General features: G+C 63.0%; 11 protein-coding genes. 6 read left to right on the top strand and 5 right to left on the bottom strand.

All coding sequences use genetic code 11. The features are described 5' to 3' along the window. Positions 1 to 117: 117 nt before the first annotated feature. The gene (gene accB / locus ACUXV1_RS23050; protein ID WP_043592859.1) at positions 118 to 573 is read right to left on the bottom strand and encodes an acetyl-CoA carboxylase biotin carboxyl carrier protein; all 456 of its coding nucleotides are present in this window, start codon (positions 571 to 573) and stop codon (positions 118 to 120) included. Positions 574 to 609: 36 nt separating this feature from the next. Beyond that, positions 610 to 1,059: a type II 3-dehydroquinate dehydratase gene (aroQ, locus tag ACUXV1_RS23045; protein ID WP_043592887.1), complete on the bottom strand. Its 450-nt coding sequence runs from the start codon at positions 1,057 to 1,059 to the stop codon at positions 610 to 612. 279 nt (positions 1,060 to 1,338) lie between these two features. Between aroQ and queA the strand changes: the two genes are divergently transcribed. The 5 genes from queA to ubiB all read left to right on the top strand — a co-directional run bounded on the left by queA (position 1,339) and on the right by ubiB (position 5,848). After that, positions 1,339 to 2,361: a tRNA preQ1(34) S-adenosylmethionine ribosyltransferase-isomerase QueA gene (queA, locus tag ACUXV1_RS23040; RefSeq protein WP_446014745.1), complete on the top strand. Its 1,023-nt coding sequence runs from the start codon at positions 1,339 to 1,341 to the stop codon at positions 2,359 to 2,361. Positions 2,362 to 2,398: 37 nt separating this feature from the next. Beyond that, on the top strand, positions 2,399 to 2,770 hold the full coding sequence (locus ACUXV1_RS23035) for a gamma-butyrobetaine hydroxylase-like domain-containing protein (RefSeq protein ID WP_043592862.1): 372 nt from the start codon (positions 2,399 to 2,401) through the stop codon (positions 2,768 to 2,770). A gap of 2 nt (positions 2,771 to 2,772) precedes the next feature. Continuing rightward, positions 2,773 to 3,507: a bifunctional demethylmenaquinone methyltransferase/2-methoxy-6-polyprenyl-1,4-benzoquinol methylase UbiE gene (gene ubiE, locus ACUXV1_RS23030; protein WP_043592865.1), complete on the top strand. Its 735-nt coding sequence runs from the start codon at positions 2,773 to 2,775 to the stop codon at positions 3,505 to 3,507. 223 nt (positions 3,508 to 3,730) lie between these two features. After that, positions 3,731 to 4,315 carry a ubiquinone biosynthesis accessory factor UbiJ gene (locus ACUXV1_RS23025; RefSeq protein ID WP_043632097.1) on the top strand — a complete coding sequence of 195 codons (585 nt, stop codon included), beginning with the start codon at positions 3,731 to 3,733 and terminating at the stop codon, positions 4,313 to 4,315. Between the two features lie 6 nt (positions 4,316 to 4,321). After that, positions 4,322 to 5,848, top strand: coding sequence for a ubiquinone biosynthesis regulatory protein kinase UbiB (gene ubiB / locus ACUXV1_RS23020; protein ID WP_081555472.1), 1,527 nt, complete (start codon positions 4,322 to 4,324; stop codon positions 5,846 to 5,848). Positions 5,849 to 5,856: 8 nt separating this feature from the next. Here ubiB and ACUXV1_RS23015 read toward each other — a convergent pair whose 3' ends face one another. From ACUXV1_RS23015 to ACUXV1_RS23005, 3 genes are all read right to left on the bottom strand, one after another. Continuing rightward, positions 5,857 to 7,269 carry a 3'-5' exonuclease family protein gene (locus ACUXV1_RS23015; RefSeq protein WP_231138241.1) on the bottom strand — a complete coding sequence of 471 codons (1,413 nt, stop codon included), beginning with the start codon at positions 7,267 to 7,269 and terminating at the stop codon, positions 5,857 to 5,859. 129 nt (positions 7,270 to 7,398) lie between these two features. After that, on the bottom strand, positions 7,399 to 8,673 hold the full coding sequence (locus ACUXV1_RS23010) for a Y-family DNA polymerase (protein ID WP_446014743.1): 1,275 nt from the start codon (positions 8,671 to 8,673) through the stop codon (positions 7,399 to 7,401). Between the two features lie 275 nt (positions 8,674 to 8,948). Next, positions 8,949 to 10,703 carry a cholesterol oxidase substrate-binding domain-containing protein gene (locus ACUXV1_RS23005; protein WP_446014742.1) on the bottom strand — a complete coding sequence of 585 codons (1,755 nt, stop codon included), beginning with the start codon at positions 10,701 to 10,703 and terminating at the stop codon, positions 8,949 to 8,951. Positions 10,704 to 11,005: 302 nt separating this feature from the next. On the opposite strand from ACUXV1_RS23005, the gene ACUXV1_RS23000 reads away from it, so the two are divergent. After that, on the top strand, positions 11,006 to 12,382 hold a 1,377-nt coding region (locus ACUXV1_RS23000), incomplete at its 3' end, for a condensation domain-containing protein (RefSeq protein WP_446014740.1).

Genomic DNA, 12,382 nt, shown 5'->3' with positions numbered 1-12,382 from the left:
TTCCCCTTTGCCTTCCCCCCTGGTTTCCCCCCCGGCGGGCCCGCCAATGCTGTCGTGGCAAACGACAAGGGCACAGACGCTGCGCCGTGCCCCCTTGCCGTCAGCCTGTCGTCTGGCTTACTCGATGATGAACAACGGCTCGCCGAATTCCACCGGCTGGCCGTCTTCAACCAGAATGGCCTTGACCACGCCGGAACGGTCGGCTTCGATCTCGTTCATCAGCTTCATCGCTTCGATGATGCACAGGGTATCGCCGGCGTTGACGTTCTGCCCCACCTCGATGAAGCTTTTGGCGCCCGGGCTGGGCGAGCGATAGAACGTACCCACCATAGGCGATTTCATTGCGTTCTTGTCGTTGCTGGCCGGCGCGGCGGCCTCGGCAACCGGAGCGGCAACGGCTGCGCTTTGCGCGTTGGGCACTTGCAGTGCGGTCATCGGCTGAGCGTAAGCCATCTGCGGCGCGGCGGATACGCGGGTGATGCGGACTTTTTCTTCCCCCTCGGTCACTTCGAGTTCGGCGATGCCGGATTCCTCGACGAGATCGATCAGCTTCTTGAGTTTACGGAGATCCATTGATAATCCTTCGAGTGGGATATTCGGTAGAGTGAGTCAGGCTTGCGCGGCAAGGTGCCGGATGGCGTGCGCAAGCGCCAGTTCATAGCCGTGGGCGCCGAGTCCGCAGATCACGCCGACCGCGAGGTCGGAGAAATACGAATGTTGGCGGAACGGTTCGCGGGCATGAACGTTGGAAAGGTGGACTTCGATAAACGGCACTCGCACCGCCGCCAGCGCATCGCGCAAGGCGACGCTGGTATGGGTGAAAGCGGCCGGATTGACCAGAATGAAGGCAGTACCGTCATGCAGGCACTGCTGCACGCGATCAATCAACACATGTTCCGCATTGCTCTGCAATGCCGACAATTCAAACCCTGCGGCGCTAGCCTGCTGTTCCAGCCGCTGGTTGATATCGTCAAGCGTTTCCCGGCCGTAGTGCTGCGGCTCCCGCTGTCCCAGCAGATTGAGGTTGGGGCCATGCAACACGAGGATTTTTCCGGTCAAAGCCTGCTCCTGTTTATCATCTTGGGCGCGAGTTTGCCGCAATTCGCTGCAAGATGTCTAGCTTTTGCATCATTTAAAACAGTTGTTTGGACGCCAGGCACGGCCATTCTTCGAGTCAAAGCACTAGTATCCACGGGCGTTTTTCCACGTGGCAAGTTTTTACCGCCTTGCCGAAAATCGATGTTGATTCAGCGCAAATCCCGCCACCTCGCTCACTAAGCTGATGCCGGAGGGCGGCGGCACGGGTATAATTTGCCGATTCTGAATCTTTTACGTCTTATGCAGCTTTCCGACTTCGACTACCACCTGCCCGAGCGCTTGATCGCCCAGCACCCCCCGGCGGAGCGCGGCGCCAGCCGCTTGCTGCGCGTGGCCGGCCATGAGCGCGCCAATCTGCGCTTCACCGATTTCATTGATCAGGTCAGCCCCGGCGACGTGATGGTGTTCAACGACACCCGCGTGATCAAGGCGCGGCTGTTCGGCGAAAAAGCCAGCGGCGGCAAGATCGAGGCGCTGATTGAACGCGTGCTGGACGCGCACACCGCGCTGGCCCACATCCGCTCCTCCAAATCGCCCAAGCCCGGCACCAGGCTGATTTTCGCCGATCGCTGGGAGGCGGAAATGGTAGAGCGCCACGGCGAACTGTTCAAGCTGCGCTTCCTGGCCGAGGACAATCTGTTCGACATCCTGGAAACCTCCGGCAAGCTGCCGCTGCCGCCTTATATAGAACGCGGCGCCGGTCACGAGGATGACGAGCGCTACCAAACCGTCTACGCCCGCGAACGCGGCGCGGTGGCGGCGCCCACCGCCGGCCTGCATTTCACCGAAGACATGCTGGAGCAGCTGCGTGCCAAAGGCGTGCAGCTGGCCTACGTCACCCTGCACGTCGGCGCCGGCACCTTCCAACCGGTGCGGGTGGACAATATCGCCGAACATAAGATGCACAGCGAGATCTACGAAGTGCCGGAAACCACTCGCGCGCTGATAGCGGAAGCCCACGCCGCGGGCCGCAAAGTGTTGTCGGTGGGCACCACCAGCATGCGCGCGTTGGAATCCGCGGCCCGCGGCGGCGAACTGACCGCAGGCCGCGGCGAAACCGACATCTTCATCACTCCGGGCTATCGCTTCCGGGTGGTGGACCGCCTGCTGACCAATTTCCACCTGCCCAAGTCCACGCTGCTGATGTTGGTCTCGGCCTTCGCCGGCTACGAGGAGATCCGCGCCGCCTACCAGCACGCGGTGGAGCAGGAATACCGTTTCTTCAGCTATGGCGACGCCATGCTGCTGGAACGAAAAGACTGATGCGCGGCTTGATCAGCCGCCTTTAGAGGATCAGATCATGTCCGGACTCACCCCCGACGCGCCCTCGCCGCAGGACATCCAGCTGCACGCGGTATCGCGCGTGCTGGAAATCAGCTTCGACGACGGCGCCCGCTTCGAACTGCCTTGCGAATACCTGCGCGTCTACTCGCCATCGGCGGAAGTGCGCGGCCACGGCGCCGGCCAGGAAGTGTTGCAAACCGGCAAGCGCCATGTCGCCGTCACCGCGCTGGAGCCGGTGGGCCATTACGCGCTGAAGATCACCTTCGACGACGGCCACGACAGCGGGCTGTACAGCTGGAGCTATCTATACGAGCTGGGCGCCAAGCGCGACCAGTACTGGCAGGATTATCTCAATCGCCTCGCCGCCGCTGGCGCGAGCAGGGAGTGACCATGGACAAGACGACCCACTTCGGCTTCAAGACCGTAGCCGAAAGCGAAAAAGCCGCCAAGGTGGCCGATGTGTTCCACTCGGTGGCCAAGAAATACGATGTGATGAACGACCTGATGTCGGGCGGGCTGCACCGGGTGTGGAAACACTTCACCCTGACCACTTCTGGCGTCAAGGCCGGCGACAAGGTGCTGGACATCGCCGGCGGCACCGGCGACCTGTCCCGAGGCTGGGCCAAGCGCGTGGGCAAGAGCGGCGAAGTGTGGCTGACCGACATTAACAGCTCCATGCTGACCGTGGGACGCGACCGGCTGCTGGACGAAGGTCTGATACTGCCGGTCTCGCTGGCCGACGCGGAGAAACTGCCCTTCCCCGAGAATTACTTCGACGCGGTGTCGGTAGCTTTCGGCCTGCGCAATATGACGCATAAGGATGCGGCGCTGAAGGAAATGTGCCGGGTGCTGAAGCCGGGCGGCAAACTGATGGTGCTGGAGTTCTCCAAAGTGTGGAAACCGCTGTCGCCGTTCTACGACTTCTACTCCTTCAAGGCTCTGCCGGTCATGGGCAAGCTGGTGGCGAACGATCCCGACAGCTATCAGTACCTGGCGGAATCCATCCGCATGCATCCGGATCAGGAGACGCTGAAGCAGATGATGCTGGACGCCGGCTTCGGCAAGGTGGACTACCACAATATGAGCGGCGGCGTGGTAGCCCTGCACAAGGGCTACAAGTTCTAAGAACCTGTTCATAGTCTGCTGCGCGTCGGCGATACGGCGTTGAAAACAGCTTCGAAATGCTCATGTACCGTGTGTACACCCTGCTTTTTCAGCCGTTTTCGCCTTGTATCGCTCTAGCTCGCGAGATCGTAAACAGAATCTTCCGGTTTATCATCGGCGGCGCTCCGGCAATGCGGCCTTGAGACTAGACCCCTTCACCTTTCAATCACGGCGGAGACAACGCATGGGCATCCAGATTGCGGCATTCAACCACTTGTTGAACCAGCACCCGGCGGTGCGAGCGGAACTGGCCGCGCACGCCGGCCGACGCGTCGCCGTGGCGCTGCCGCCCTTTCATGTGGCCGGCGTGATCACCGACGACGGCTGGCTGGCCGCCTGCGAGGGCGAGCCGGAAGCCACGGTGCGGCTCAAGCACGCCGTCGCGCTGGCGGCGGTGGCCGGACGGGACCCGGCGCTGAACGACATCCAGCTGGAAGGCGACGCCGAACTGGCCGCCGCCCTTGGCCGCCTATTGGGCCGCTTGCAGTGGAACGCCGCCGAGGACCTGTCCCGGCTGGTGGGCGACGCCGCCGCCCAACGCGCGGAAACCCTGGCCCGCGGCCTGCTCGGCTTCAAGGGCCAGGTGGCCTGGCGTTTGGCCGCCAACTGGGTGGAGCATCTGCGCGAGGAAGCGCCGGTCCTGGCCGGCCGCCGGCAAGTGCAAGGCTTCGTCGCCGCGGTGGACACCTTGCGCGACGACGCCGGCCGCCTGGAAAAACGCCTGGCGCGGCTGCAGGCCGCGCTGCAACAAGAACAGACAAAGGCCTGACGGCACATGCGGATTTCGCGCTTCATCAAAATTGTTGGCACTTGCTATCGCTTTGGCCTGGACGACTTTCTGGAAGGTCATTCCAAACTCGGCTTCATCCACAAGCTGTTCGCCCTACTGCCGCGGCGCCGCGACGCCAGCGCGCCGCTGCCGCAGCGGGTGAGGCTGGCGCTGGAAAGCCTGGGGCCCATCTTCGTCAAATTCGGCCAAGTGCTGTCCACCCGCCGTGATTTGCTGCCCCCGGACTACGCCGACGAACTGGCGCGGCTGCAAGACCAGGTGCCGCCTTACGACGGCTTGCAAGCGCGCGAGATGATAGAACGCAGCCTGGGCCGCAAAGTGGACGAACTCTACGTCGACTTCGACAACACCCCGGTGGCCAGCGCCTCGGTGGCCCAGGTGCACAAGGCCTGGTTGCGCCAGCCCGACGGCGGCCGCGGCCGCGAAGTGGCTGTCAAGGTGCTGCGCCCCGGCATCCAGCCAGTGATAGAGCAAGACCTGGCGCTGATGGCCACGCTGGCCGGCTGGGTGGAGAAGCTGTTCACCGACGGCAAGCGCTTGAAGCCGCGCGAAGTGGTGGCCGAGTTCGACAAATACCTGCACGACGAACTGGACATGATGCACGAGGCCGCCAACGCCTCGCAGCTGCGCCGCAACTTCAAGAACTCGGACATGCTGATCGTGCCCGAGGTGTTCTACGACTACACCAGCCGCGACGTGCTGACGCTGGAATGGATGCACGGCATCCCGGTGGGCCAGGTGGACCGGCTGCGCGAAGCCGGCGTGGACCTGTCCAAGCTCAGCCGCTTCGGCGTGGAAATCTTTTTCACCCAGGTGTTCCGCCACGGCTTTTTCCACGCGGACATGCACCCGGGCAATATCTTCGTCGCCGCCGACGGCCGCTACATCGCGCTGGACTTCGGCATCGTCGGCACCTTGACCGACACCGACAAGCACTACCTGGCGGTCAACTTCCTCGCCTTCTTCAACCGCGACTACCACCGCGTCGCCACCGCTCACATCGAATCCGGCTGGGTGCCGAAAGACACCCGCGCCGAAGAACTGGAAGCGGCGGTGCGCACCGTGTGCGAACCCATCTTCGAAAAACCGCTGTCGGAAATCTCCTTCGGCATGGTGCTGCTGCGTCTGTTCGAAACCAGCCGCCGCTTCAATGTGGAGATCCAGCCCCAACTGGTGCTGCTGCAAAAAACCCTGCTCAATATCGAAGGCCTGGGCCGCCAGTTGGACCCCAATCTGGACCTGTGGGACACCGCCAAGCCCTTCCTGACCAAGTGGATGAACGAGCAGATAGGCTGGCGCGGCCTGCTGCGCACGCTGAAGCACGAAGCGCCTCAATGGGCCACCACTCTGCCCACGCTGCCGCGCAAGCTGAATGACGCGCTGTCCTCCGCCAACAGCGAGCTGCTGATCAGCGGCTATATCCAACTGATGCGGGAACAAAAGCGCCAGAACTGGCTGCTGGCGCTGATCGCCGTCCTGCTGGGGGCGCTGCTGCTGAAGAACTGGCTGTAAAAGCCTGTTCACAGCTCGCGCAGCGCCGTCCCCTCCACTGGCTTGCGCAGCCAGCCCTCCAGCAGCTTGTAGCTGTCCAGATCGAAAGACGGCGCGCCCTCCAGCGGGCCGCCCTCGCCCTGACGCGACCCCAGATAGCACCAGCGGTCGAACACATGCTCGGCTCGCTCGCCGGTCACTTCGTCGGTTTCCACCACCGCGATGGCGCCGGCGAACGGCCAGGCCTTCACTTTCAGCTTGGCCAAGGCGCCCAGCAACCGGATATCGTGCACCTCCGCCGGCTCGCGGCCGACACAGGCGCCGCGGCAACGGCCCAGCTTCAAGGCCGCGCACGGCGCGCCTTTGCGGCTGGTCACCGCTTCCACTCCCAACACCGACTGGCACAGCGCATTGCCCAGCGCGATTTCCGCCAGGATCTTGCGCGCCTCGCGCGCATGGCGGAACAAGCCGTACAAATCCGCGGTGCGGCTGAAATCCAGTTCGCGCGCGTACACCACCTTAGGACGAATGAAGCCGTCCTCCGTCACCAGTTGGATGGAACACAGCTCAGGGCTGAGCTTGCCGCGATGGTTATGCCTCGGCGCCAAAGCGTGTATGCGCTGCAACTCCAGCAAATGCCCGCCGAAATCGCCCAAGGTCTCCTGCCATTCCACCCTGCCTATCGGCTCGCCGATATGCACCTCGCGGCTCTTGCCTCCACCTTTGACCGCAACGAAATGCGCCAACACCCGGTTGCGCAGATTGCCGCCGCGGCCCACGTACAAAGGCTTGTCGTCCTCGTCGTACAGCGTGTACACCCCCGGCACGTCCGGCAGCAGTTCCAATTGATCCTGCAAGGCCGCCGGCAAGCCGGCAAGCTCCGGCGGCGCAGCCAGCACCGCCGCCATCGCCGCGCCCATCGCCTCCGCGCCCAGTTCAAGATGGGCGATGTCCAGAAAACGGCGCACCGCTTCCGCGTCCGCCAGCGCCCGGTGGCGTTCCGGCAGGCGAATGTCGTGGCGCTCTATCAGGCTGTCCAGGCTATGCTTGAAAAACTGCGGGTACAGGCGGCGCGACAGCTTCACCGTGCACAGCGACTGGCTCTGGAAGCGCAGCCCGACGCGGCGAAACTCGTTTTTCAAAAAGCTGTAATCGAAACGCGCGTTATGCGCCAGAAACAGACGGCCGGACAACATCGACAGCAAACGCTCGGCCAAGTCGGAGAACTTCGGCGCCTCCGCCACCATGGCGTTGGAAATGCCGGTCATGTTCTCGATAAAGGGAGGGATGGGCTGGCCGGGGTTGATCAGAGAGCTGAAGCGCTCCACCCGGTCTCCATCGATCAGGATGACGCCCACCTCGGTAATGCGGTCGCGGCTGATGTGGCCGCCGGTGGTTTCCAAGTCGACAATGGCGCAAGGCTGGGCAAACAGAGGGTTCAATGTCTCGCTTTCAAGTACGGCGCGCGGCGGCTTGATTGCACTATAGCCACCGCCCTGGCCCCGCAAGGTTGCAAATCAAGAGCGGCATTTTACTCCAAGAGCCGGGGCGCAATCCGCTTTCCGCCGCCGCTATTTCGCCTTCGCCACCGGAATATCTTCCCAGCGCGTGGTATAGGCCGGCGACAACATGTCCTGCTTCATCTTCCAACGCTGTTCCAAGCCTTCCGCCAACAACTTGACCGTGCCACGGCCCATACGCTGGTTGATCGCGTCCAGCGCCGCCATCAAGCGTTTCCCTTTCTCAGGATCCGGCTCGCTGGCGAACAGGTCCGGCTGCGCCCGCTCCGCGTCCACCAATTGCCAGGCCATCACCCCGCACTTCTGGTAGCTGGCTCCGGGCCGCCACAAGCGTTCAAGCGCTCGGCTGGCCGCGGCCACCAACACCCGGCTGTCGGCGCTGGCCGGCAGCAAGGGCACTACCTCGCTGTCCCGCTGCACCGTGCCCTGCTGGTACACGCCGCGCTGCAGGCTCACTTGCAGGAAGGAGGCCAGAGAGCCTTGTCGCCGCAAACGCTCCGCCACTTGCGCCGCGTGCATCGCCACCGCCTCGCGCGCCTCCTCCAGCCGCGTCACCTTGTGGCCGAAGGAGCGCGTGGACATCAAGGACTGCCTCGGCGGCAGCGCCTCCTCCAGGCTCAGGCAGGACAGGCCGTCCAGTTCGTCGGCAATGCGCGCCACGGTGACGCCGAAACGGCGGATCAGCCAATCCCGGTCCGCAGCCGCCAACGCCGCGGCGTGGTTTATGCGCTCCAGCCGCAGCTTGACCGAAAGCTTGCGTCCCACGCCCCAGATATCCTCCACCGGCACGGCGGCCAGCAAGCTCCGCAGCTCCTCCGCGGCCAGCGCTTGCAGATTCATCACCCCGTCGCAGGCCGGGTTTTGCTTGGCCAGGTGGTTGGCCAGCTTGGCCAAGGTCTTGCTGGGGCCGATGCCGACGCACACAGGCAGGCCCAGGCCGCGCAGCATGGCATAGCGCATCTCTTGCGCCAGCCGTTCCGGCTCCGGCTCGCCGCCGATGTCCAGAAAGCATTCATCTATCGAATACACCTCCTGCGCGCGCGCGAAGCCGGCCAGCAGCCGCATCGCGCGGCCGGACAAATCGCCGTACAAGGCGTAGTTGGAGGAAAACACCGCCACGCCCAACTGCTCCAGTCGCGCCTTGTGCAGGAAGTAAGGCGCGCCCATGGGCACGCCCAAAGCCTTGGCCTCGGCCGAGCGCGACACGATGCAGCCGTCGTTGTTGGACAACACGACAATGGGCAAGCCGGCCAGACCAGGGTTGAACACCCGCTCGCAGGAAGCGTAAAAGGAATTGCAGTCGACTTGGGCGTAACAGGATGGCATGGCTGGGCGGAATGGCGCGAATCCGGCGCGGTGGAAACGCTTATAGTGTAGCCTTCGCCGCCCGGCGTAAGCGAGCGCGCAAAAAAACGGCGCGCCAGGAAGGCGCGCCGTCTCCGCTCTCTTCAAGCCTCAGAACTTGTTTACGATCTGCTGCGCGTCGTGATACGTCCCACGGCGAATACCGCTTCGAAACGCTCATGCAGCACGCCTACATTCCGCTTTCTCAGCCGTTTTCGCCTTGTCTCGCCTTAGCTCGCGAGATCGTAAACACGTTCTCAGAGACCCAGGCTGTCCAGCAAGGGCGAGGAGAACAGACGGTACGGATCGTAAGCCGCCAGCGCCGCCTTGGCCGCATCCCAGTTGGCCGCCGCCGGCTGCCCGGCGCGGAAGGCATTGGGGATGGTCGTCTGCAGCATGGCGGAATCCGCCCACGCCGCCTGGTCGGTATAGCCCCAGCCCTTGGACCACTCCGGACGCACCGCCGCGTAAGAACCGTTGAAATTGGCCTCTATCCACTGCTCTATCTCGCGATAGAACTGGTTGGCGTACGGCGTGCCCGGCAGCGTCAGAATGTCCAGCCACACGGCGACATTCCATTCAGGATGATCCGGGCGCGGGCGAATGGCGGACAGCGCCGGCGCCACGCCGCCGCTCAGCGCCGCCTCGCTCGGATCGTCCAGCCCGGTCACGCGGATTTCCACCGGCCCGTTCATCGGGTAGCGGCCCAACTGCTGATAAGCCTGCACCCGCGCCTGATAGAAGGTGACGAATTCATTGAGCACGCGCTGCACGTTCTCGCGACGGGTCAATACCGCGTAACCGTTGGCGGTGACGCGCAAGGTGGTGGGCTTGACGTAGAGCAGCAGGTTTTTGGACCAGCCCCACAAGTCCCAGCTGGCCGTGGCCACCAAGCCGGCGCTGGCCGCGGCGAACTGCGCCTTGCCGAAGGCCGGCGTCAGCTTGCCGTCTCCCAGCGACAGAATCTTGTTGGCCAGATCGGTCACTTCGTCGGGCAGGTTGTCGGAGAAGGGGTAGTTGAACGGCTTGTCGGTCTGGCGGGAGAACAGCGGCTTGTTCGGCGTCACCGTCCACACCTTGAGCCAGGGATTGCTGGTGAACGGGAACCAGATCGCCTCCACCCGGCCCGCGCTGTCCAGGTAGCTGGCGAAGGTGCGTCCGCCGCTGCCCGCCGCGGCGAACATTTCGCCATAGGGGATGTTGAACCAGCTTTGACAACGCAAACGCTGGTTGGGCGCCGCCTGCAAAGTGGCCTCCACAATCAGCGAGCGGCCGACATGCGCCAGCAGCGGCGCGATTTGCGGATCATTGCGGACAAACTTGCGCAGCGCGTAAGCGCCGCTGGCCTTGTCGTACACCACGGCGGTGAGGCTGAGCACCAGATTGCTGATTGAGCCGTAACTGGCGCCGGCCAGACGGCGTTCGCCCTTGGCCGGAATCGCGGTGCCGTGACCGTTGATGGCCAGCACGCCGCCCAGGGTCAGGTCCCCCGGCGCAGGCGCGGCGGTCACACCCAGGCCGGCCTTTTCCAGGCCGGTAAGCAACGCTTCCATGGTGATGCCGGCCTGGGCCGTGACCTTGGCCACCGGCCCCGAGGCGTCGATGGACATCGCGGTCAAATATCGCGTGGTGTCCAACAACACCACCGCCGGGCAGCTCACGCCGGCGGCCAGCGTCAACGGCGACCAGTTATGCATCATGCCGCGCGCCCGCAGCTTATAGCCGTTGTCCTTGGCCCAGTTGGCCACCTTTACCACCTCGTCCGCGGAGCGCGGCGCGCAGGTCCAGACATCGTCCACCTTGATGTCGCCGGCCCAGTTTTTGAAGCTTTGCTTGTATAAGGGAATTTCCGCAGGGAAATTATTGGGCTGGCTGCAAGTCAGCCTCGCCGCCATGATCCGCTCGGCCGGCAACCACCCCGCCAAGGCCCCCGCGGAAGCCAGTTTCAATCCTCCGGTCAAAAAGTCCCGACGGCTGGCGGCCAAAGGTTTTTCCGCATCATTCGAACTCATTCCAAAACTCCTCGCAATTGCAAAAGTAAAAATAAAAACAATACGGATTAAACATGAATTATTTAAACCGTATTCAGCAGGAATATTTGAAAATTTATAATGCGGATCGCTGATTTAGCTATCCCATTATCTTAATAGAATGACGCTATCATGCAACGCAACCATTAAAAACCTGACTTATTTACCAGTTAAATTGCTTCACTAATTTAATTCACTCCAGTGTAGATTTACGCGACACACACAAGGCCGTACAGAAGCATATTTCGGCATAATACTTTCTAAATAAGATTGGAATAACTCAAATGAAAACCTTCCCGCTTACACGCCGGCAGCTGGAAATTTATTTTCATCAATCGTTATTCTCCGCGCCCGAACTATTCAATATCGGCGGTTTCATCAAAATTCAGGGCGCACTCGATATCGAAACCCTGCAAGCCGCGCTCGCCGCCCTGATGGAGCACACGCCAGCGTTACGCATCGCCATTGACGATGCCGACGGCCAGCCGCGCCAGGTGCTGTGCCCGCGTCATCCCCGCCCATTGACGGTAATCGACACTCGCGGCGAGCCGGAGCCGGAACGCGCTGCCCGGGAATGGACCGAGCGCGACTTCGCCCAAGCCTTCGCGTTCGACGGCCAAACCCCGTTGGCCGCCTACACCTTGCTGCGTCACGGGGAAGAGGATTTCATCCTGTACGGCCGCTTCCACCACATCGCCTTCGACGGCTGGGCCATCGCCCAGCTCTACGGCGAGAAGTGCCGTTACTACAATCACCTGCGCCAGGGCTTGCTGCCGGCGCCGACGCCGATGATGACGCCGGCCGAATTGGTGGAGGAGGAAGACGGCTACTACGAATCGCGCCATTACGCGAAGGACCGGGAATACTGGCAAAACAAACTCGCCGGCTACCAAACCCGGCTGTTCGCCGACGCCAGCGGACAACTGAGCTGCGGGCAGCGCAGCTTCCAACTGTCGGCGGAAACCTACAGGCGCATCGGCGAACTGGCCGCCGCGCACCAGGCCACCGTCTTCCACTTTTTCATCGGCCTGATCTACACCCATGCGCTGCGCGAGTTCGGCGCCGACGATCTGCTGTTGGCCCTGCCCATCCTCAACCGCCGCAATGCCTTGGCCAAGAACACCCCGGGACTGTTCGCCAGCCTGTGCCCGCTGCGCTTGAAGCTCCAACCGCACTGGAGCTTCGCGGAACTGCTCAGCCTGATCCAGCGCGAACTAAGAGCCGATTTCCGCCATCACCGCTATCCGATAGGCGAAACCGAAGGCCTCGGCCGGGACAGGCTGCCCTACGAAATCAGCCTGTCGTACGAGAAGCACGATTACGACGCCATGTTCGACGGCACCGTCAGCAATATGACCGCGATGCGCGCCTTGTCGCAGCACTATCCGCTGAAGGTCTTCGTGCGCGAGGCGGACTCGCGCCAGCCGGTGAAAGTGGACCTCGACTACAACCTGGCCAGCTTCGCCGAACTGGATGCCGCCGCCTTCATCGACGGCGTGGAGCCCTTGCTGCACAGCCTGCTGCGCGATCCGGAGCAAACGCTGGCCAAGGCCCCGCGCCTCGCCGAGCCGCCCGCGCCCGTCGCCCCGCCGCATCCCGATCTGTGCAGCTGGTTCGAGCACGCCGCCCGGGCCTTCCCCGAGCGCGTCGCCGTTCAGGGC

Source organism: Chromobacterium sp. W521, assembly GCF_052805975.1.
Note: the sequence above shows the minus strand (reverse complement) of the source record. Positions and strands in the feature narration are given on the sequence as shown.